This is a genomic window from Actinomadura terrae (genome assembly GCF_022751215.1).
GTDB lineage: Bacteria > Actinomycetota > Actinomycetes > Streptosporangiales > Streptosporangiaceae > Spirillospora > Spirillospora terrae.
Map to the genome: position 1 here is coordinate 2,041,783 of NZ_JAICDG010000002.1, position 22,008 is coordinate 2,063,790.

At 70.2% G+C, this 22,008-nt stretch carries 16 protein-coding genes; 7 read left to right on the forward strand and 9 right to left on the reverse strand.

The genetic code is table 11. From position 1 onward, the window contains the following. Nucleotides 1-130: 130 nt before the first annotated feature. The 6 genes from K2F47_RS19345 to K2F47_RS19370 all read right to left on the reverse strand — a co-directional run bounded on the left by K2F47_RS19345 (nucleotide 131) and on the right by K2F47_RS19370 (nucleotide 5,371). Nucleotides 131-616: a cupin domain-containing protein gene (locus tag K2F47_RS19345; RefSeq protein ID WP_242905702.1), complete on the reverse strand. Its 486-nt coding sequence runs from the start codon at nucleotides 614-616 to the stop codon at nucleotides 131-133. A gap of 71 nt (nucleotides 617-687) precedes the next feature. Beyond that, nucleotides 688-1,581, reverse strand: a complete 894-nt coding sequence (locus K2F47_RS19350; RefSeq protein WP_242905704.1) for a helix-turn-helix domain-containing protein — start codon at nucleotides 1,579-1,581, stop codon at nucleotides 688-690. A 19-nt stretch (nucleotides 1,582-1,600) separates the two neighbouring features. Next, entirely contained in the window at nucleotides 1,601-2,497 is an 897-nt protein-coding gene (locus K2F47_RS19355; RefSeq protein WP_242905705.1) for a transporter substrate-binding domain-containing protein, read from the reverse strand. Nucleotides 2,498-2,517: 20 nt separating this feature from the next. Next, nucleotides 2,518-3,285, reverse strand: coding sequence for an amino acid ABC transporter ATP-binding protein (locus tag K2F47_RS19360; RefSeq protein ID WP_242905706.1), 768 nt, complete (start codon nucleotides 3,283-3,285; stop codon nucleotides 2,518-2,520). Further along, complete coding sequence (locus K2F47_RS19365; protein ID WP_242905707.1) at nucleotides 3,282-4,193, reverse strand: amino acid ABC transporter permease; 912 nt, start codon at nucleotides 4,191-4,193, stop codon at nucleotides 3,282-3,284. The genes K2F47_RS19360 and K2F47_RS19365 overlap by 4 nt, the downstream gene beginning before the upstream one ends. 434 nt (nucleotides 4,194-4,627) lie before the next feature. Then, nucleotides 4,628-5,371 (reverse strand): VOC family protein, encoded by a 744-nt coding sequence (locus K2F47_RS19370; RefSeq protein ID WP_242905708.1) that lies wholly within the window; start codon nucleotides 5,369-5,371, stop codon nucleotides 4,628-4,630. A 997-nt stretch (nucleotides 5,372-6,368) separates the two neighbouring features. Between K2F47_RS19370 and K2F47_RS19375 the strand changes: the two genes are divergently transcribed. Beyond that, complete coding sequence (locus tag K2F47_RS19375) at nucleotides 6,369-7,112, forward strand: SDR family NAD(P)-dependent oxidoreductase (protein ID WP_242905709.1); 744 nt, start codon at nucleotides 6,369-6,371, stop codon at nucleotides 7,110-7,112. A gap of 63 nt (nucleotides 7,113-7,175) precedes the next feature. Here K2F47_RS19375 and K2F47_RS19380 read toward each other — a convergent pair whose 3' ends face one another. Both K2F47_RS19380 and K2F47_RS19385 read right to left on the reverse strand, forming a co-directional pair. Further along, nucleotides 7,176-8,333 carry a phosphatidylserine decarboxylase gene (locus tag K2F47_RS19380; protein WP_242905710.1) on the reverse strand — a complete coding sequence of 386 codons (1,158 nt, stop codon included), beginning with the start codon at nucleotides 8,331-8,333 and terminating at the stop codon, nucleotides 7,176-7,178. Between the two features lie 353 nt (nucleotides 8,334-8,686). Next, nucleotides 8,687-9,136 carry a MarR family winged helix-turn-helix transcriptional regulator gene (locus K2F47_RS19385; RefSeq protein WP_242905712.1) on the reverse strand — a complete coding sequence of 150 codons (450 nt, stop codon included), beginning with the start codon at nucleotides 9,134-9,136 and terminating at the stop codon, nucleotides 8,687-8,689. Nucleotides 9,137-9,274: 138 nt separating this feature from the next. On the opposite strand from K2F47_RS19385, the gene K2F47_RS19390 reads away from it, so the two are divergent. From K2F47_RS19390 to K2F47_RS19400, 3 genes are read left to right on the forward strand one after another with little or no spacing between them, the layout of a single operon-like run. Further along, on the forward strand, nucleotides 9,275-9,595 hold the full coding sequence (locus K2F47_RS19390; RefSeq protein WP_242905713.1) for a DMT family transporter: 321 nt from the start codon (nucleotides 9,275-9,277) through the stop codon (nucleotides 9,593-9,595). 46 nt (nucleotides 9,596-9,641) lie between these two features. Continuing rightward, the gene (locus K2F47_RS19395) at nucleotides 9,642-10,019 is read left to right on the forward strand and encodes a DMT family transporter (protein ID WP_242905714.1); all 378 of its coding nucleotides are present in this window, start codon (nucleotides 9,642-9,644) and stop codon (nucleotides 10,017-10,019) included. A gap of 32 nt (nucleotides 10,020-10,051) precedes the next feature. After that, the gene (locus K2F47_RS19400) at nucleotides 10,052-10,999 is read left to right on the forward strand and encodes an NAD(P)-dependent alcohol dehydrogenase (protein WP_242905716.1); all 948 of its coding nucleotides are present in this window, start codon (nucleotides 10,052-10,054) and stop codon (nucleotides 10,997-10,999) included. Nucleotides 11,000-11,100: 101 nt separating this feature from the next. On the opposite strand, the gene K2F47_RS19405 is transcribed toward K2F47_RS19400, so the two are convergent. Continuing rightward, entirely contained in the window at nucleotides 11,101-13,329 is a 2,229-nt protein-coding gene (locus K2F47_RS19405) for an MMPL family transporter (protein WP_242905717.1), read from the reverse strand. Between the two features lie 538 nt (nucleotides 13,330-13,867). Between K2F47_RS19405 and K2F47_RS19410 the strand changes: the two genes are divergently transcribed. The 3 genes from K2F47_RS19410 to K2F47_RS19420 are packed head-to-tail and all read left to right on the forward strand — an operon-like array spanning nucleotide 13,868 to nucleotide 21,980. Further along, entirely contained in the window at nucleotides 13,868-14,086 is a 219-nt protein-coding gene (locus K2F47_RS19410) for a DUF5988 family protein (RefSeq protein ID WP_242905719.1), read from the forward strand. A 22-nt stretch (nucleotides 14,087-14,108) separates the two neighbouring features. Then, nucleotides 14,109-20,486 (forward strand): type I polyketide synthase, encoded by a 6,378-nt coding sequence (locus K2F47_RS19415; protein ID WP_242905721.1) that lies wholly within the window; start codon nucleotides 14,109-14,111, stop codon nucleotides 20,484-20,486. Between the two features lie 3 nt (nucleotides 20,487-20,489). Continuing rightward, nucleotides 20,490-21,980 carry an FAD-dependent oxidoreductase gene (locus tag K2F47_RS19420; RefSeq protein ID WP_242905722.1) on the forward strand — a complete coding sequence of 497 codons (1,491 nt, stop codon included), beginning with the start codon at nucleotides 20,490-20,492 and terminating at the stop codon, nucleotides 21,978-21,980. The last annotated feature ends 28 nt before the right edge of the window (nucleotides 21,981-22,008 follow it).

The following is a 22,008-nucleotide window of genomic DNA, read 5'->3' on the forward strand; positions in this document are numbered from 1 at the left end:
CGCGACCGGTGGGCCTGTACCGGTCGCGGCCCCCGTCCTTCGCACGGGGCCGAGAGCGTCCTCTGCTTGGTCTGTCTCGACCGCGCGTACGTTCGGTGCCGGAGACCACGTCACCGGCGGTGCGTTTCCGTCACTGACGTCCGGATCCGGTGGGGGATTCGTAGGTGGGGTTCAGCGACAGGGCGATGAAGGAGAGCGGGCGGTCGACCCGCTGGTAACCGAGCGGGCAGTGCCGCATGCCCCGGGGAATGTAGATCGCCGCCGAGGTGTCGATGACGTAGGTCTCGCCCTCCAGGTCGATCTCGGCCACCGCGCCGAGGTCGTCCAGGTCGTGCGGGTTGTCGCCCATGAAAAGGAGGACCTCGTCGTAGTCGTGGACGTGCTCCAGCACATAGGGATTGGGGGTCGGCACCTCGTGGATCCAGCTGTAGGCGATATGGACCTGGCTCAGGTCCACCTGCCATCCGCTCATCATGGCGAACGCGCCGCTGGTGCCCTTCTCCTCCTCGCCGTACCGCAGGACGCCCTCGTTCGGGAGTTCCTCCCGCACCATGTTCCGGACGATGAGTTTCTCGTGCTTTCCCGAGTTCTTACGGGCAGTCGTGCTGGTCGCCATTCCGCGGTTCCTCCGATAGTGTGGGGGTGATCTGCTCCCTTACTTCCATGGTGTCAAGGCAATGGCCGCGGTCACAGGGACATTTCCCGGGCGTTCTGGTACTTTTCGCGGATCACCCGCCGGAAGCCGAGCGGGCTGATACCGGTCTCGCGCTTGAAGAACCGGCCGAAGTAGGACGGGTCGGTGAAGCCCAGTGCGCTGGCGACCTGGGCGGCGTTCAGCTCCGTCAGCGCCAGCATGCGCTTGGCCTCCAGCGCGAGGGCGCCGCGGATGACCTGCCCCGGCGTCCGCCCGGTCGCCTGCTTCACCACCTCGGTCAGGTGACCGGCGGTGACGCCCAGCTTGTCGGCGTAGGCGCGCACCGACGGCTCGTCCGCGTCGTGCTCGGCGGCGAGCCGCACGAACCGCCGCGCCAGCGCCGACGACCGGTGCTCCGCCGTGGCCGGAGCGAACGCGTGCATGCGGTACGCGGTGACGAGCAGAATGTTCAGATAGGCCCGCGAAACGCACGTGTGACCGGCCTCGCGCCGATGGTACTCCTGCTCGATCGGCACCAGCAGATCGCTGATCGCGCGGTCGCCCGCCGCGTCCAGGCGCAGTTCCGCGTTCTCGCTCAGGACGTCGAAACAGGGCGGCTCGTCGCTCACGCCGCGCTCGTTCGAGCGGCCGAGCATAAAATTCTCGGTGAACACCAGGACCCGTCCCTGAAGGGGAGTGTCACAGTCCCAGAAATGCACCTGGCCCGGCGAAAGGAAATACATCACGGGCGGCTTGATCTGGTAGTGGACGAAATCCACGACATGCGTCCCCGACCCGCCGGTGATGTGCAGGACCTCGTAGAAGTCGTGCCGGTGCGCGAAACCGGCCGTGGTGTAGCTGCCGATCTCCGGAAAGGACCCGATCGCGAGCGGGGCGGTCCCGCTGGGCGCGGGCACCTCGATATGGTGCAGGGGAAGCGCGCTCACGAGGCCCCCGACCGCCGGCTCACGCGGCACCGCCCTTCGCGGTCGCGAGGTTGATGCCCGGCGTGATCGACTTGGAGCCGTAGCCGCCGAGGATCGTGTCGAGCGTCCCGTCCTTCTTCAACGCGGTCAGCGCGCCGAGCAGGGCCTTCGCCAGTTCGGTCTGCTTGGAACCCACGTACATCCCGACATAGGCGGGCACGTACCCGCGCGCGACGATCGCGATCGGCGAGCCCTTGCGGATCGCGTACTCCGCGGTCTCCGCGACGTTGATCTCGAACTTCTCCCGTCCCGACCGCAGCGCGAGGTCCGCGTCCTGCGCGGTCGGGTACTGCGTGACCCGCACCGGCGGCTTCCCCTTCGCCGTGCAGTCCGCGGAGATCTTCTTCGCGGTGTCCACGTCCGTGGTGCCGCGGATGGTCGCGATGCCGTTCCCGCACGCCGCGTCCTGCGACTTCGCGCCGCTGTTGGCCTTGGCGGTGACGAGCACGCTGGAACTCTGCATGTAGTCGACGAAGATGCCGACCTTCTGGCGCTCCGGGGTGTCGGAGATCCCGTCGTCCGCCATCATGTACCGGCCCCCGGCGACGCCGGGCAGCAGCGCCTCCCAGGCCACGTTCTTGATCGAGTACTTGAGCCCCAGCTTGGCCGCCACCGCCCTCCCCACGTCCGGCGTGATGCCGCCGGTGATGTTGTTGGCGGAGTCGGTCAGCAGGTAGGGGACGTTCGGCAGCGTCGTCCCGACGTCGAGCGTCCCGGCCTGGCGGACGGCCGCGGGCAGCATCGCCTGGAGGGCGGGATCGACCGCCGGTGCCTTGACCGAGGGCCGAGGCTTGTCGGCGGCGACGGGATCGCCGCCGCCGCATCCCGCGACGAGCAATGCGGTGCAGGTCAGCAATGGTGTCAGTGCGCGTCTCATGGTGGGTGCTCCTTCGATGATCACAGAACGTGGGCGAGGAACTCCGCGGTGCGCGCGGAGGACGGGGAGCTCAGCACCCTTCTGGCCGGGCCGCTCTCGACGATCACTCCGCCGTCCATGAAGACCGCCGTGTCCGCGACCTCCTGGGCGAATCCGATCTCGTGCGTGACGACGACCATGGTCATTCCCTGGCCCGCGAGGTCGCGCATGACCGCGAGCACCTCGCCGACCAGCTCGGGGTCCAACGCGCTGGTGGGCTCGTCGAACAGCAGCACCGACGGGTCCATGGCGAGCGCCCGCGCGATCGCCACCCGCTGCTGCTGGCCGCCGGAGAGCTGCCCGGGCCGCTTGCCGGCATGATCCTTGAGCCCGACCCTGCCGAGCAGCGCGCGGGCCTCGCGCTCGGCGTCCGCCGCGTCCCGTCCGAGGACGCGCACCGGCCCGAGCATCACGTTGTCGAGCGCCGACAGATGCGTGAACAGGTTGAAGTGCTGGAAGACCATCCCCATGCGGCGCCGCAACCGGGCGGTCTCCTTCTCGGACGACTCGTGCAGCCGTCCGCCGCGCGGCTCGTACCCGATCAGAATCCCGTCCACGAGCACGAAACCCGCGTCCACCCGCTCAAGGTGGTTGATACAGCGCAACAGCGTGCTCTTCCCGCTGCCGGACGGCCCGAGCAGGCACACCACCTCGCCGGGCGCGACCTCCAGGTCGATCCCGCGCAGCACCTCGGTCCCCGCGAACGACTTCCGGATGCCCTTCAGGACGAGGCTGCCCCGGGCGCTCATCGCCGTCCCCCGAACGCGTTGCGGGCGACGCGTCTCAGCAGCCCGCCCTGGGACTGCCCCCGGACGGCCCGCTCCAGGAAGTACTGCCCGACACTGGAGATCGAGACGAGCACCAAGTACCAGATCGACGCCACCATCAGCAGTGCGATGACCTGGTAGTTCATCCCGTAGATCTGCTGGGACCGGGTGAGCAGGTCACCGCCGCCGATCACCGACACCATCGACGTCCCCTTGAGGATCAGGATGAACTGGTTCCCCAGTGGCGGCAGGATCACCTGCACCGCCTGCGGCACGGCGATCTTCCGCACCGCCTGCCCCCGCGTCATTCCGATCGTCAGCGCCGCGTCGATCTGCCCCTGCGGAACGGCGAGGAACCCGCCGCGGATGATCTCGGCCATGTACGCGGCCTCGTGCAGCGCCAGCCCGCACAGCGCGGCGACGAACGGCGTGATCACATGGTTGGTCTCCGCCGTCCACCCGAGCCCGGTGCCGGGCAGCCCGACACCGAGCCGGGGGAACAGCAGCGCGAGGTTGAACCAGAACACCAGCTGGACCAGCAGCGGCGTGCCCCTGAAGAACCACACGTACGCCGCGCTGACCGCGACCGCCACCGGATTGCGCGACTGCCGCATCAACGCCAGCACGCCCCCGATGAGCAGCCCCGCCACCATCGTCGCCGCCGTCAGCACGAGCGTCACCCCGACCCCGCGCATGATCGGCTCGGCGAACAGGTAGTCCCCGACCACGCCCCAGTTCAGGTTCGGGCTGCGGGCCACCGTCGCCACCAGCCACCCCGCGAGCGCGGCCAGCACCACCCCCGGCACCCACCGCGCCAGGACCGCCCGCCGGGGCACGATCGTGAGCGTGTCCAACCGGTCCAGCAGGCTCTCGTGCCCGCCGGCTCCCACGTCCGGATGAGAAGCCACCACAGGACACCCCCTCGCGAAGGGCCGCGCGACCCCCGGCGGAAGTGCCGGGAGGACGCTCGGCGATTTCGCGAAACGCTAATCAGCGCCCGAACAGGGGTCTTGTCGCCGGTGGCACGCAACTTGGCTCCGCTTGCACAAGTACCATCCGGCGCCGCTCGACCCCCCGGTCAGACGGGTGCCCGTTCACACGAGACGTGTTCTGTACCGCCCTTCACCACACAGAGGAACCAACCGCCTCAGCCCATGTAGCGCCGATCGAGGGCAATCCCCTCGCCCTCCGGTCGGCGCACGGAGCGGAGACCTGGCAGCCGCTCAGCGCCTGGAAGGATGAGCCCGCGCCTGTTCACGCGGGTCCAGGCTCTCCACGAAGCGCGAGACGCCGGCTCCGCGGCATTTCTCAGCGAACCCTAGACTCAGGCTCCGCCCGCGCCGAGGACGCAGAAGTCATTGCCCTCTATATCGGCCATGACCTTCCACGACACGTCGCCCTGCCCGAGGTCGACGTCGGTGGCGCCGAGCCCCCGCAGCCGGGCCACCTCCGCCGCCCCTTCCTCCCGGGAGTGCGGCATCAGGTCGATATGGATGCGGTTCCAGTAAGCCCTCTCGCCGGGCTTCCGAAGGAACTCCAGATACGGCCCGACCCCCTGGGCCGAACGCAGCACCGCCTGCTCGTCGGTGACCTCGTGCACGGTCCAGTCCGTCGCCTCGCCCCAGAACCGCGCCATGGCCCGCGGATCGGCGCAGTCGACCACCATCGCGGCGATCGGCCCGGTGTCCTGGTAGATCTCCCGAGGCTCCAAGACGCAGAACACATTGCCCTCAGGGTCGGCCATGACCGTCCAAGGAACGTCCCCTTGCCCCACATCGACAGGCGTTGCCCCGAGCTCCTTCAGCCGCGCGACCAACTCCGCCTGATGTGCCTCAGACTTCGTGGCGAGATCAAGGTGCACCCGATACTTCACGGTCTCAGGGTCCGGAACGCGGACGACATCAATGCAAACAGCCGTGGGGTCAGGCCAGTCGAACCCCAAGGGCTCGACGTTCGTCACGCCGGGCGCCTCGTGGGACACACCCCACCCGAACGCGTCAGCCCAGAACTGGCCGAGCGCCGCGTCGTCCCGGGCCTTGAAGTTCACCTGAACCAGCTGCAAAGCCATGGCGCCGATCATAGGCCCGGCTGAACGCTGACCTGCGCCCACGCCGGCCCCGGCCAGAGGTGTCGCCCGCCACGCCCTGCTGAACAGCACCCGGCGACCGCCTAGTTCCGTCCCAGCCCAAGAGCCGTGCCGTCCCCATCGGTGCTGACCGAAGCAGCCCCAGCATGCTCATGGGTGGCGGCGAGGCCGTACTCGATCGCCGTGGCGAACGCCAGCAACCCGCCCAACACCACCCCCGCAGCAACAACCCGCCCCCGCCTACCACCCACCCGGCGACCGCCAGCCGTACCAGTTGACGCCTTCATCGCGACCCTCCTGCCTGAAGTGCGAACCGTCCACCACTACATATGCCCAAGGGTTACACCAAAGCCCCGCAGGGCCGGGTACTCCGCTCAGGTTGCCTTGTAGCAGGTGTTCTGCCTCATGCCTGTCGAATGTCGCTCGTAAGACCTGAAAATATTAATTACCTCGTCCACGACTTCGTGGTATCCCATCCCTTGTTTCGTGATGGCGTCATGGGCCTTGCGCTTCGTCGCCGCCATTATGGATCAGGACCGCATAGTACGTGTGGAGGTTGGAGATCGTGATGTTGTGGACGCTCTGTTGGTGGGAAGTCCAGCGGGTGGCGGCGGTCACCTGGAAGTAGGTGCCGTCGGAGCTCAGGACCCGGTGCCTGAGGCGGAGCTGTTTCTCAGGCAGGCCCGTAGGCCCTTGAAGGGCCGGCTGCCGCCCTCCATGCCGAGCTTCGCCTCGCCACCGCCGCCATTCCACCGACCTCTGCGATGCCCTCAACGCCCGGGGTACCGCTTGCACCGTCAAGGTCGTCGCCGGGACGCATGGCTTTGCCGGCTTCTTCGACACCAACCGGTGGGACGTCGTCCTCTGGCTGCGATCCCTGCTCTAGTGCCAGGGGGTGGGGGGCGCGGCTTCTTTATGTATCGCTCGGTATAGTATCGTTCCTACTTCTATATCGATCGGTACACAACGGAGGTTCGCCATGCTCCTCGAAGGCAGGGTCGCGCTGGTCACGGGAGGGTCGAGGGGGATCGGCGCGGCGACGGCACGGGCGCTCGCCGAGCAGGGCGCGGACGTCGCGCTCACCTACGCCGCGTCCGCGGACAGGGCGAAGGAGGTCGTGCGCGATGTCGAGCGGGCCGGGCGCAGGGGCGCCGCCTACCGGGCCGACCAGGCCGACCCGGCGCAGATCTCCGATCTGGTCGCCGCGGTCGTGGCGGACTTCGGCCGTCTCGACGTGTTGGTCAACAACGCGGGCGTGAGCAGCCGGGAGGTTCTGGCAGGAGAGGGTGGTGATCCGGCGGCGCGTGAACTGTTGTACAAGGTGAACCTGAACGGCGTGGTGGCCGCGATCCGTGCCGCCGCCCCGGTCCTCGGGAAAGGCGGGCGGATCATCACGATCGGGTCCACGCTGTCGGGGCTGGCGCGGTGGCCGGGCATGGCCGACTACGCCGCGACGAAGGCGGCGATCATCGGATACAGCAAGGGCGCCGCGCGCGACCTCAGCCCGCGCGGTGTCACGGTCAACGTCATCAGGTCGGGCGCGGTGGCCACCGACATGAACCCTCCCGAGGGCGATTTCGCCGACTCGCAGCGGGAGACCAACGCGATGGGACGCTTCGGACGGCCCGAGGAGATCGCGGCCGGGGTGGTCTTTCTGGCCAGTCCTGGAGCCTCCTACATCACCGGCGCCGTCCTCGACATCGACGGCGGATACCTGGCCTGAGATGAAGGGCGTTTGTGCCGGGCGTCGCGGGGCTCGACCGGCCTGCGGCGCCCGGCGGAGCGTTCAGATATGCGCTTCGGCGATTGCGGTGCCCATCTTGTAGTGGACGCCTTCCTTGGCCGTAATGTTGATGGCGCTCTCGGCGAAGAGGACGACGATGTCGGAGCCGCCGAACTGGAAGTAGGCGAGCTCGCCTCCCCTTTTCACAGGGTCGCCCTCGGCGACCGAGAGTCGGACCGACGAGACCTGGGCCATGCCGATCGGCAGGACCGCGACGAGCCCGACGGCTGTTTCGAGCACAATGAGGCCGCGGGCCTGCGCGAACTGGTATCCCGGGCTGTCGGGGGCGTCCATGAAGTGCTCTTCGGGGGCGTCCATGATGCGGATCGCGTTCAGCCGGTTCCGCTTCTCGCGCGCCTCGCGGTCGAAGGCCTTTTTGATGGTGACCTCAAGGTAGACGTCCCCGGGGATCACCTTCGCCTCAAGCACCTTGCCGCCGACGGGGGCGTGCAGGCGGTGGTAGTCGAGCGGGCCGAGGAACGCGTGGACGAACGTCCCGCCGGTGAACCTGCTCGCGTACTTGCTGTCCGCCAGGAGCTCTTCCACCGTCCAGTGCAGGCCCTTGAGCGTGATCTTCGAGTCGGCGCGGATCTCCCACTGCCCGCCGAAGGTGGAGTCCGCGGGACTGACGACGACGTTCTCATTGGTGGGTGCGGCGATGGGCCGGGCGCCCTTTTTGACGTGCCGCGCGAAGAAATCGTTGAACGACTTCCAGCCTTCGAGCGGCTCAACGTACTCGCTCAGGTTGTAGTTCGGGGAATTCTCGAATGTTTTGCGAGTTTCCGTGGTGAACGATCTCCTTTCGTCGAGGAAGTCGCCCAGCTTGTCGGCGTATTCGACCATCCAGTCGGACAGCTTGCTCTCCGGCTTGATGCCGTCTCTCGGGCGGATCGGACGCTGTAGTTCCCGCACGGTCGGCTGGTCGAGCACGAAGTGGAACTTGTTGAGCCGGTTCATGACCTCGTCGCCCTGCGTGTTCTCCTGCGGGGCCCACTCGAGGAAGTCGTTGATGTACTTGTAGTAGTCGTCGATCGAATTGATGTCCCAGCCATGGATTTCGGCGCGTTTCGCCGCCTCGATGGCCTTGTTGAATTTGTCCTTCCATCCGGTCTCGGTTTCGATGAGGCTCTTGAGCTTCTTGACGATGTCCGCGTATTCCAAGGCTCCCCCAATTGGATGCGTTAGATGATCATTTTGCTGTTCAAGCTAGATCGGCCGTTGGCCCGGTGTCAATCGCCGCGGGAGCGCCCATGGCCGGATGGCGCGCCCGGGCTTGACCTGATTCGCGCGATTTCTTGGCCCGGCGCTGACCCGGCCGCCCGGACTCAAGGTGGCTGTGCTGTTCGAGAGCTTGGGAAGATCGGCTCTCGGTCGGCCGCCCGCCATATATGAATGGCGATGAATTGCGGGCCGCCGTGTGTCGGGATTTTCCAAGATCGAGATATAGGTAAAATCGGTCGGCCGCCCGCGACGATCGCCGTCCCGGTCCGAGCGTCACCGGTTCGGGCGTCGCGTCAGGCCTGAGGGCTGCGCAGGGAATGCACCGTGGGGCCGAGTTCGGGGTCGGCGGCGAGAGCGTCGAGTGCCGAGGAGAGGACCTCCGCGTAGGTGGCGCGCGCGGCTTCGTAGCGCCGGCGCCCTTCGTCCGTGATGACGGCGTAGACGCCCCGCTTGTCGGACGGGCACAGGTCCTTGTAGGCGAACCCCGCCGTTTCCAGTCGTCCCACCAGACGGGTCACCGACGACTGGTTCAGGCCCACCTTCTCGGCCAGGTCCTGCATGCGCAGTTCGCTGTTCTCGGACCCGTGCAGGTGCTCCAGGGAGCGGAACTCCGACAGGCCGATCGCGTGCCGCCGTTGCAGCGCCACGCTCAACTCGCGCTCCACGTGCGCGTGGACGACGAGTACGCGGTTCCAGGCGGCCTGCTCGAAGGTGCGCTGGGTCACGCTGGGGGAAGCGGCCATGGCGTCCTCCTCGGGTAGCGGGTTGACAACAACTTACATGTACATGCAAGCTCTTGTCGTTCCCGCGGTCGCCCACCGGACGTTCGCGGCCCGTGCTTACTTGCATGTACAAGCATGCAAGCCCATCGAGGAGGCACCATGCACTGGCTCTACCTGGCCGTCGCCGTCGTGTTCGAGATCGCCGTCGCGCTCGCGGCGGGGAAGGCGGAGGGCTTCACCGACCGCAGGTGGACGGCCGTCACCCTCCTCAGCGGCGCGCTCGCCACCTACTCCCTCAGCCGGGCCCTGCTGACGTTCGACGTCGGCGTCGGATACGCGCTGTGGACCTCGGTCGCGGGCGTCGGCATCACGATCCTCGGGGCCCTGCTGTTCGGCCAGCGCCTCACCTGGCGCAAGGCGCTGGGCATCGCCGTCGTCATCGCCGGGGTCGTCGGCCTCCAGCTCAGCGGCGCCGCCTGACCCTCACCGCCGTACCCGTTCACCCTCATCGAAAGGACCCATGACCATGTTCTCCTCCCGTCTCTCCGGAACCAACGCCTGGCTCGTGCTCCTCCTGGCCGGAGGCTTCGAGATCGCCTACGCGCTCTCGGTCGGCGGCAGCCAGGGCTTCACCGTCCTGTCCTGGTCGCTCGTCGCCATCGTCTTCTTCCTTCTGACGCTGTGGGCGTTGAGCGTCGCGCTGCGCACCATCGACGTCGGGATCGGCTATGCCGTCTGGGCGGGAATCGGGGCGGTCGGGGCGGCGGTGCTGGGGCCCGTCTTCTTCGACGAGAGCCTCACCCTCGCCCGGTCCCTGTGGCTCGGCGTCATCATCGCCGGTGTCGTCTGGCTCAAGCTCGCCGACAGGACCGACGGCGCCGCCGCGGTTGACGCAAGGGAGTGATGAACGCGCACCGCCGAGCGTATGGTCGGCGCATGAGGGCTGCGGTGCATGCCAGGTACGGGCCGCCGGACGTGGTCCGGGTCGCCGAGGTGGACGAGCCGGTGTTAGGGGACGGCGACGTCCTGGTCAGGGTGCACGCGACGACCGTCAACCGGACGGACTGCGCCTACCGGGCCGCCCGGCCGTTCGTCATGAGGGCGGCGACGGGGCTTCGGCGACCACGGCGGACGGTGCTCGGCACCGAGTTCGCGGGCGTTGTGGAGGCGGTCGGCGAGCGCGCCGAGCGGTTCGCGGTGGGGGACCGGGTCTTCGGGTACAACGAGGGGCCCTTCGGGACGCACGCCGAGTACGTCGCGGTGCCGGAGCAGCGGATGATGGCGACCATTCCGGACGGCCTCTCGTTCGAGGAGGTCGCTCCGGGGACCGAGGGGTCGCACTACGCGCTGGCGTTCATCCGCTCGGCGAAGGTGGCCGCCGGGCAGCACGTCCTGGTCTACGGGGCCACCGGAGGGATCGGCTCGGCGGCCGTCCAACTGCTCAAGGCGATGGACGTCCAGGTGACGGCGGTGTGCGGGACCGAGCACGTGGAGCTGGTACGGGGGCTCGGGGCGGATCGGGTCGTCGACTATCTGGAGGACGACTTCACCGCCGAGGGGCCGATCCACGACGCGGTGTTCGACGCGGTGGGCCGGAGCACGTTCGGCCGCTGCAAGGGGCTGCTCAAACCGGGCGGGGTCTACCTGTCGTCCGAGCCCGGGCGCGGTTGCCAGAACCTGCTGCTCGCGCTGGTGAGCCGGCGGGTGCGGTTTCCGTTCTCGATCGAACGCGCGGAGGCGATGCGGGAGATCCGCGAGCTGATCGCCTCCGGGAAGTACAAGCCGCTCATCGACCGGCGGTACCCGTTCGACGAGATCGTCGAGGCCTACCGGTACGTCGAGACGGGCCAGAAGGTCGGCAACGTGGTCATCACCCTCCGCTGAGCCCCACCGCCCGGGACGAGCACGGTCGTCGGCGGGTGGGGTAGGGGCCGGTCCACGTCGCGTGGTGCTCGGGTCCCTTGAGGATCTTGTAGGTGGTCGGACTATCTCGGTGTTCGCGTGTGCGGCGGTGCGGACCGGGTGCCGTGCCGCGGGTGTCCGGGGGCGTGGGGCCGGATCGGGCGTAGGAGCCGTGGTGACCACCAGGTGGCCGGACCTCCCAGCCGCATCGCGGCCGGCACCAGCGCTCCGCGCACGAGGGTGGAGTCCACGAGGACCGCCAGTGCGAGCCCGGTCCCGAAGGCCTTCATATAGCTGACCTCGGAGACGTTGAACGCGAGGAACACGACCGTGATCAGGACGGCGGCGGCGGTGATGATCCGCCCGGCCCGGGCCAGCCCGAGCGTCACCGCCTTCGTGGCGTCCCCGGTCGTCTCGTACTCTTCGCGGATCTGCGACAGCAGGAACATCTGGTAGTCCATGGCCAGCCCGAAGCCGATCGCGAACAACGCCACGGGGAGGTTGGCCGCGGTGGTGCCGGTGTCGGTGAAGCCGCCCAGCAGGCCGGCCAGGTGGCCGTCCTGGAAGATCCACACCAGCGCGCCGAGGGTGGCGGTGAGGCTGAGCGCACTGAGCACCAGCGAGATGATCGGCAGCAGGACGCTGCGGGTCAGCAGGAACAGCAGGAACAGCATCGCCGCCACGAGGGTGAGGGCCGCATACGGCAGCCCGTCGACCAGGGCGGTGGTGGCGTCCCGGCTCACGGCGGCCGTCCCGCCGACCAGCGTGGGGAACGGCGCGGGGGTCGCGCGGACGTCCTCGACCAGGCGCGCGGTGGCATCGGTGCCGCCATCGCGGGGGACCACCGACAGGTAGGCCGCCTGCCCGGTCGCGTGCCGCCGGTGCCGCGGCCCCGGCGGCACCAGACGCGCACCGCCGACGTAGGTGCCTCCGGCGGCCTCCACGCGTGCCACGTTGGGCAACCGGGACAGCCGGGCGGTGTAGGTCTCCGCCGCGCGCGGTCCGCCGCCCGCGCGGGGGACGACGACCTGGACCGCGGACTGCTCCCCGGATTCGAACTCGTGGGCCACCACCTCCGAGACCTGCCGGGACGACGCGGACCGCGGCATCACCCGCTCGTCCGGCATCGCCACCTTGATCCCCAGGAACGGAGCGCCGAGCAGGAGCAGCAGCGAGGTCACCAGGGCGGCCACCGCGACCGGTCGGCGCATGACGAACCCGGTGAGCGCGTGCCAGAAACGGTCTTGGGCGCTGCTTCCGTCGGCGTTCGCCGTGCCGGCGCCGCGGCGCCAGAGCCGGCCTCGCTCGATCCGGCGGCCGAGTGCCAGCAGGAGGGCGGGCAGGGCGGTGACCGAGGTGAAGGCGGCCAGCAGGGCGGTGACGGCGCCCGCGGACGCTATCGACCTGGCCGTCATCAGCGGGAACCAGGCCAGCGACCCGAGCGCCACGGCCACGGTCACCGCGGAGAACACCACGGTACGCCCGGCGGTGGCCAACGTCGCGCGCATCGCCGCCGAAGGGGGCCGGCCGCCGCGCAGCTCGTCGCGGTATCGGCTGACGACGAGCAGGCTGTAGTCGATCGCCAGCCCGAGCCCGAGCAGGGTGCCCACGCTCGCCGCCAGGACGGACACGTCGGTGAGGCCGGCCAGGCCCCACAGCACGCCCATCGTCACCAGTATGGTGACCACGGCGACGATCAGCGGCAGCGTTGCCGCCACGACGCTGCCGAAGACGAGGACGAGCAGCACCAGCGTCAGCGGGAAGGCGACCAGCTCACCTCTGACCATGTCCTTCTCGCTCTGCCGCACCATCTCGTGCTGGAGCATCGCGGTCCCGCCGGCCTTGACCTCCAGACCATCGCGGGTGCCGGTGTACCTGGGCGCCAGTTCGGCCAGGCGGTTGTCCACGGCCGTGTCGTCGCCGCGGATGGTCGCCAGGACCAGCGCCTTCCGGCCGTCCTTGCTGCGCAGCTGCGGCGGCTTGCCGCCGGTCCAGTACGAGGCCGAATCGGAGATCCCCGGCTCGGCCGCCAGCCGCCTGCTCAGAGCGGCGCCGGCGGCGGCCGCCGACCGCTCATCCACCCCGTGAGGGGCCGTCACCAGCAGTGTCAGATTGGGCGGGGGCTGCCCGAGATCCTTCTCCAGAACCCGCGCCGCCCGGCCGGACTCGGCTCCCCTGTCGTCGAGCCCGCCGCCCTTCAACCTGTCGAAGAGCGTGGCGCCGGCCGCCGCTCCCGCCACCGCCAGCAGCAGGGCGAGAACCAGGACGGTGGTGCGCCGCCGCAGGACCAGCTCCGCGAGCTTCCCGAACACGTCTCGCCCTCCTCGCGCCTCCGCGCTCTTTCGATGCTCTCGCGTCATCACCACCGTCCGCTTTTCCACACACAAGACGTCAGTTGGCTATGTCGCGCTTCGCGGTATGTCGCGCTTTCCTGCCGACTTCGCGGAGGCCATCCGGATCGATCGGCGCAGGAATGCCTCGAATTTTCGGGGCGCGCTGGATAAACGGCATCGCCCAGGTCACGGCGAGATGCGCGACAGAGACGATAAGCGCGACAAATTACAATTCGCCGGGGCTGGCGGCCGAGGGTGATGTGAGCGTCACTGGAGGCAGCGCTTCCCGGCCGGGGAGGTGCCCGCGGCGCCGCCCGGCCGGAGCCGCGGCGGAGTCTCACCGGGGGAGACCGGCCGGCCGTCGACGCCGCCGGCTAGGGCTTCGCGTTTCACGGCGTGCCGCACGACGCGGCGCGTAATGCCCGTTCGGTGTGGGAGACGGCGGCGCGAGCCGGTCGATATGGCCCGCCGCGCGGCTCCGCCTGCCCGAATCGATCGTAGCGCCAGGAAAGGTGTGATGAGCGAGATTTCAGGACTTGTCATCCTGCGGGATGGCCCCCCGACCCTCGAACAGGTCCGCCACGTGACCGAATGCGTCATCGCCGACTCCGAAAGAGTCGTCGTCACCCATGGCGGACGCAACGAGCATTTCGCGCGAACCGACAACACCGGGGTCATCGAAGGCCGATCGGCATCGGTCTACACGTGGGTTTACAGCACCGCCATCGCCGAATAACCGCACTTCAAGGAGCACCGAGTTGAATCAGCCGAATGAGCAGTACGTGGCGGTGATCGGGGCAGGATGCCGGCTTCCGGGGGGCGTCGACTCTCCGGACGCCCTCTGGCGATTGCTCACCACCAAGCACGACCCCGTCCGCGAGATCCCCGAGGACCGGTGGACGCAGGAGGAGGTCTCCGGGCTTCCCGCCGACGTGGCCGAACGGATGAGGTGGGGCGCGTTCCTCGATGGGGACGTCTACGCCTACGAGCCTGAGTTCTTCGGCATCAGCGCCCGCGAAGGCGCCTGGATCGATCCCCACCACCGGCTTCTCGCCGAGACGTTCTGGCAGGCCGCCGAGCACGCGGGAATTCCACCCCACTCCCTGTCGGGACAGCCGGTCGGCACCTACTTCGGCGTCTACAACAAGGAGTACCTCCTGCGCGCCCAGCGGCCGATCGAGGAGATCGACGCCTACGCGGTGAACGCCAGCCTCCACTCCATGGCCGCCGGCCGCATCGCGTTCCTGCTCAATCTGCAAGGTCCCCAGATGACCCTGGAGGCCGGCTGCTCGTCCGGGCTCGCCGCCGTGCACGCCGCGTGCCAGGGGCTGCGGGACGGAGAGGCCGAGCTCTCCTTCGCCGGCGCCTCCAGCCTCATCCTCGGCCCCGAGGAGTCCGTGCCTCCCGCCCGCTGGTCGTTCTTCTCGCCGACGGGCAGATCCAGGGCCTTCGACGCCGGGGCGGACGGCTACGTGCGCGGCGAGGGCTGCGTCGTCCTCGTCCTCAAACTCCTTGAGGACGCCATGCGCGACCATGACCGCGTCCTCGGTGTGATCCGCGGCTCCGCGGTCAACCAGAACGGCCGCCGCTCCACCCGCCTGACCGCCCCCTCCAGTGACGCGCAGATCGAGGTGTGCCGCAGGGCCCTGCGCGCCGCGGCCGTCACCGCCGACGACGTCGGCCTGGTGGAAGCCCACGGCACCGGGACCGCGGTCGGCGACCCGCTGGAGTTCTACGCCGTCGCCCAGATCTACGGCGGTGGCGGCGGCAGGTGCGCGCTCGGATCGATCAAGACGAACATCGGGCACACCGAGCCCGTGGCCGGCCTCGCCGGGCTCCTCAAGGCGCTGCTCGCGGTCAACCGAGGACAGATCCCCCCGAATCTGCACTTCAGCGAGTGGAACCCCCAGATCGCCCCCGAAGGGACACGGCTGTTCGTCCCCACCGAGACCGCTCCGTGGCCGGAGGGGAAGAGCTCCCGCCTCGCCGTGGTCTCCTCCCTCAGCGTCACCGGCGCCAACATCCATGTGGTCGTCGAGCAGCCCCCGGCCGTCCCTGTCCGGCACCGTCTCGACGCGGGCCCCGACCGGGAGCGGCAGGAGGCCACCGGCGCCGATGGCGCCGAGCCGATGGCGTTCCTGCTCTCGGCCGCGAGCCGTCCGGCGGTCGCCATCGCGGCGCGCCGCCTCGCGGACTGGCTCACCGGGTACGGTGCGGACGTCCCTCTGCTGGACGTCGCTCACACCCTCGCCCTGCGACGGTCCCACCTGCGCGAGCGCCTCGCCGTTGTCGCCTCGACGCGAGAGGAGCTCATCGGCCGGCTCACCGAGGCCGCCGAGGAGCGCGCCGACGGCACCGGAATCGCGATCGGCACCGTCAAGCAGGCCGACGACGCGGTGTTCCTGTTCTCCGGACACGGCTCCCAATGGGCCGGCATGTGCCGGAACCTGCTGGACCAGAACCAGACGTTCACCCGTCTCATCGACCAGCTCGAACCACTCGTCGCCGAGGAGTCCGGGTTCTCCCTCCGGGAGACCCTGGCCGGCACCGAGCTCGTCCAGGGGATGGACCGGGTGCAGCCCACCATCTTCGCCGTCCAGGTCGCGCTGTGCGCCATGTGGGCCGACTACGGCGTGCGGCCGGTCGCGGTGATCGGCCACTCCATGGGGGAGGTGGCCGCGGCGGTCACCTCCGGCGCCCTCACCCTGGAGGAGGGGGCCCGCGTCATCTGCCGCCGCTCGCGGCTGAACATGCGCGCCGCGGGCATCGGCCGCATGGCCTTCGTCGCGCTCTCCCGCGCCGACGCCGAGGCGAAGATCGAACAGAGCGGCGTCGAGGGCGTGAGCGTCGCCGTCGTCGCCTCCCCGCAGGAGACCGTGGTCGGAGGGGACGCGGCCGCCGTCGAACGGCTGGTCCAGTGCTGCGAGGAGGAGGACATCGCGGCGACGTTCATCAACGTCGACATCGCCGCCCACACCGCGCACATGGACCCCATCCTGGAGGAGTTGCGCGACGCCCTCGCCGACCTGGACCCCCGGCCGCCGGCCGTGAGCTTCTACACCAGCGTGTTCGAGGACGCTCGCCGCGACGTGCCGCTCGACGCGGAGTACTGGGCCGCCAACCAGCGCCGGCCCGTCCTCCTCGCCTCCGCGATCGAGGCCGCCGCCGAGGACGGCCACCGCCGCTTCCTGGAGATCAGCCCGCATCCCGTCCTCGCCCATGCCGTGCACGCCACCGTCGGCGCCCTCGGCGGGGAGCCCGCCGACGTCACCGGCTCGCTGTACCGCGACGTCGACGAGCGCGTCGGCTTCCTCACCCAGGTGGCGGCGCTGCACTGCATCGGCTACCGGGTCGACTGGCACGCCCACTACGGGACGGGCGAGCTCGCCGACGCGCCCGGCATGAGCTGGGAGCGCACCCGGCACGCCATCGACCCGCCGCCGCTGCGCGAGGGGACGCCGCTCGCCGCCGGTCGCGACGCCCACCCCCTGACCGGCGCGCACGTGACGGATCCGGACGGCGCCCGCCGCCATCTGTGGCAGACGACGATCACCCGCACCACCCTGCCGTGGCTGGACGAGCACCGCGTCAACGACGTCCCCGTGCTCCCCGGCGCGGCCTACACGGAGATGGCCATCGCCTGCGCCACGGAGGTGTTCGGCGCCGATCCGGTCGAGGTCGAGGTCCGCGACCTCCACCTCGACCGCATGATGCCCCTCGGCGAAGGGCGCGAGGTGACCATCACCGCGACCGCCCTCGACCCCGGGGACGCCACCTGGGCGGTGATCGCGCTCGACCCGGACGGCGCCGCCGAGCCTTACGCGAGCGCGAAGCTGCACCACATCACCCCCGACCCGCCCCAGGTCGTGGACATCGCCTCGCTCCTCGACGCGCCCGCCACCGACGTCGAACCGGACGAGCTCTACCGGCGGATGAGGGAGGACCGCGGCGTCACCCACGGACCGGCGTTCGCGGGCATCCGGCGCCTGCGCCTGCTTCAGGACCAGCACACCCCGTCCGCTCTGGCCGATGTCGAGCTGCCGTCGGACGGACGCGGCGGAGCGCCCGCCCTCCACTTCCATCCGATCCTCCTCGACATCTGCCTCCAGGCCGTCGCGAGCACCTGGTTGGCCTCGCATGACGTTCCACCGGGCGGGATGCTCCCGCGCCGCCTCGGGAGGGTCAGGGTCCAGGGCGACACCGCCGCCGCGGCCCACTGCCACGTGCGGCTCTCCGACGTCGGCGACCGGTCCTGCACCGCCCGCTGCGTCCTGACGGACGGCGCCGGGACCGTCCTCGCCGAGGCCGACGCCATCGAGTGCGTCAACGTGCCCCTCCAGGCCGCCGAGGACCTCTTCGACGAGCGCACCCTCACGGTGACCTGGCAGGAGAGCCCCGCCCCGGGCGAGGTGACCGCCACGGGCCGCTGGAACCTGTGCCACGAGGCCGACCGCACCGACGAGGCGCGGGACCTGAAGGCGGCCCTCGAAGCGCACGGCGCCGAAGCCGTCCTGCATCCCATGGCCACCGTCACCACCCCGGACCTGGGCGAGCCCGTACGCGCCGTCGTCTACCTGCCCTCCCGCAACGACGCACCCGGTGCCGCGGTCCGCGCCCGCACCAACGTCCTGCAACTGACCCGTCTCGCGCAGACCGTCGCCGACCGTGCCGACCGTGCCGACCGTGCCGACCGCGCCGACCGCGGCGACCAGCCGGTGCCGCGCCTGTGGGTCATCACCCGCAACGCCCAGCACGTCCTGCCCGACGACGTCCCGGACCTCGCCGCGGCCGGCCTTCGCGGCGCGCTGCGCGTTCTGGCCCTGGAACAGTCGGCGCTGCGCCCCGTCCACCTCGACACCGACGGCGCGACGACCCCGCAGGAGCTCGCACTGGAGCTGCTGACCTGCCCCGAGACCGACGACGACATCGCCCACCGTGACCACGTCCGCCACCTCGCCCGGCTGAAGCACGACCCGCTCGGTCCCGAGGACCGGGTCCGGCGCCCCGTCGACTGGGCCTCCGAGGGCGCGGCACTGCTGCGCGGCCCGACCAGGACCCTCGACGACCTGGTGTTGACCGCACTGGCCCCCCGGCCGCCCGGACCGGGCGAGATCCAGGTCCAGATGCGCTCCACGAGCCTGAACTTCGTCAACGTCCTCAAGGCCGTCGGCACCTTCGACCGGCTGCACACCGACATCGACTCCGCCCAGCCGGTGGTCTTCGACGGCGCCGGCACCGTCGCCGCCGTCGGCCCCGGCGTCGAGCGCCCCGCCGTCGGGGACCTGGTGGCCGTGCCGGACGCGTGGACGGACGACGACGCCACGCTGATGTGCTCCCGCGTCACGGTCCGCGCCGACTGGGCGATCCCCCTCATCGGGGGAGAGGAGCTCGGTCACGCCGCGGGACTGCCGATCGCCTACCTCACCGCCTGGTACGGGCTGCGCCACCTCGGCCGGCTCGGTGAGGACGACTGCGTGCTGATCCATTCCGCGACCGGCGGCGTCGGGCTCGCCGCGGTCAACGTCGCCCGCCGTCTCGGGGCGGAGGTCCTGGCCACCGCCGGCACGGACGCCAAGCGCCAGTACCTGCACTCGCTCGGGATCTCGCACGTGATGGACTCCCGCAGCCTCGACTTCGCCGAGCAGGTTCGGCAGATCACCGGGGGACGCGGTCTGGACGTCGTCCTCAACTCCCTCACCGGGCCCGCACAGGCCGCCGGCCTGGACCTGCTCGCCCGGCAGGGCCGCTTCATCGAGATCGGCAAGCGCGACATCTACGAGAACACCCGGCTCGGGCTGCTGCCCTTCCGCCGCAACATCACCTTCAGCAGCGTCGACATCGCCCTGCTCATGCGAACGGAACCGGAGCTCATCGGCACGCTCACCCAGGAGATCGCCCACGAGTACGCCACCGGCAGGCTTCCAGCACTGCCCATGGCCCTCGCCCCCGTGTCCGAGGCCTCCGAGGTGTTCCAGACCATGGCCTCCGCACAGCACATCGGCAACCTCGGACTGACCTGGCCCACCGAGGGGAGCGCCGTCCTGCCGGTCGATCCGAAGGACGTGCGGCCGACCAGGCCCGACAGCTCCTACGTCATCACCGGCGGGCTGGGCGGGCTCGGCCTGCTCGTGGCGAACTGGCTCGCCGACCGCGGGGCCCGGGCCATCGTGCTCGGCGGCCGCTCCGAGCCGAACGAGCGCGCCAGGCAGGTCATCGACGAGCTCACCTCCCGCGGTGTGCGGGTCCGCGTCGTCCTGGCCGACATCGCCGATCCGCGTACCGCCGTCCGCCTCACCGAAGCCGCCGCGTCCACCGGCCACCCGCTGCGCGGTGTCGTCCACGCCGCCGCCGTCGTCGAGGACGCCGTCCTCGACAACATCGACGCCTCCCAGCTCCAACGCGTCTGGGACTCCAAGGCCCTCGGGGCGTGGAACCTCCACGAGGCGACGAAGGACCTTCCCGTGGACTGGTGGATCTCCTTCACCTCCGTCGCCGCCGTCATCGGCCAGCCCGGGCAGACCTGCTACGCGGCGGCGAACTCCTGGCTGGACGAGTTCACCTCCTGGAGGCGCTCCCAGGGTCTCCCCGCCGCCAGCATCGTGTGGGGGCCGTGGGGCGAGGTCGGGCGGGCCATCGAGCTCGAAGCCCTCGGCTACACCCTGATCGCCCCCTCCGAGGGCATGGACGCGATGGAGAAGATCTTCAGGCGTTCCTCCCGCGCCCGCACCGTCTACTCGCCTCCCGATCTGGAACTGCGCCTGAACCTGCACCCGGGCGCGGCCCAGCTCACCTACTACGCGGCGATGCCGCACGGCCGCGGTGCCGGCGAGGAGGCCGGCACCTTCCTCGCCGACTGGAACGCCTGCACCGATCCCGCCCGCCGCACCGAGCTCCTCCACGAGCGGATCATCCACCAGACCGCGGCCGTCCTGCGCTCCGCCGAGGACGCCGTGGACGCCCGGACCCCGTTCGTGGCCCTGGGGCTGGACTCGCTCCTCGGGATCCAGCTCCGCAACCGCATCGCCCACGAGCTCGACATCGAACTGCCCACCACGGCCCTGTGGACGCACCCCACCCCGGCCGCTCTCGCCGAGCTGCTGACCGACCGACTGCCCCCGATCAAGGAGGAGGAGTGACCGATGGACAGCGCGCAGGTCCTCATCGTCGGCGCCGGACCCTGCGGGCTGACGGCCGCCTGCGAGCTCCTGCGGCACGGCGCCACCGTGCGCGTCGTGGACGCCCATCCGCAGGCCGCGACCGGATCCCGGTCCATCATGCTCTGGCCGCCGCAGCTCGCCATTCTGCGCGACCACGGGGTTCTCGACGAAGCCCTCGAACTCGGCATCCGGCCCGAGGCGTTCACCTACAGCACCGCGAAGGGACGCCTCGCCAGATTCCGGTTCGCCGGCGACACCACCCCCCTGATCCTTCCCCAGCACCACACCGACCGGCTGCTGGAACAAGCACTCAACGCCCTGGGCGGGACGGTCGAACGCCCGGCCCGGGTCACCGGCCTCGTCCAGGGCCCCGACGAGGTCACGGCGCAGGTCACCGGCGGTGATGGAGAGTCCAGGACGCTGGCCGCGCCGTGGCTGATCGGCGCGGACGGGGCGCACTCCACCGTCCGCGCCCTGCTCGGCGTCGGCACCACCCGGACCCAGGCCAGGTCCCGGTTCCTCCTCGCCGAGGGAAACCTCACCCCCGCGCCCACCGGGAGCGACGTCGAGTACGTCCTCACCGCCAGGGGAGGGCTGGTGGTCGCGCCGCTGCCCGGCGACATCTACCGGGTCTCCGGCAACGTCACCGACACCGGCGACCCGACCGAGGACGCGGTGCAGGCGCTCCTCCAGCAGCGCTACCACCACGATCCGAAGATCAGCGACCTGACGCTGCTGACGCACTTCGTCTCGGAGGAGTTCCTCGTCCACGATATGAGGGTCGACCGGGTCTTCCTCCTCGGAGACGCGGCGCATTCCCATTACCCCGTCGGCGGCCAGGGCGCGAACCTCGGCATGCAGGACGCCCGGAACCTCGGCTGGAAGCTCGCCGGTGTTCTTGGCGGACGGCTCCATCCGGGCATCCTCGACACCTACGGTGTCGAGCGCCGCTCCGCGGCCCGGCAGATCCTGCACATGACGGGCGCGGTGACCCGCGTCGCCCTGCTCCGCCCCCCATGGAACGGCGTCCGCGACATTCTGCTGAAGAGCGTGCAGGGCATTCCGGCCGTTCAGGGTTGGTACACGGCGAAGCTCGCCGGGCAGAAGACCGCCTACCCCAACACGACGCTGGGCAGCCCGGCGCCCGGGCGCGCTCGCCGTCCGGGGCGCCTGTCGCCGGCCGCGACGGTGGGGCGTCCGGCTCCCGCCTGGGCCCGGTCCGAAGTCGTGTCCAGCTCGTACCGGCTGGTCAGCAAGGGGCCCGCGGAGCAGTCCACGCTCGCCGTGCGGGCCGGGCGGCTAGCCCGCTCGCACCCCGTCGCCACCCACGAGCACGTCTCCGGACCCAGGGAGGAGTGCGTTCTCATCCGCCCTGACGGCTATGTCGCCGTCGCCGCGGCCACGCCCGACCTGGCGGACATCGACCGCCTGCTCACCGCCGTGTCCACCACCCGCCCCGCCCTGACCCGGTGAAAGGAAGAGAGCCACCAATGGAGAGGAC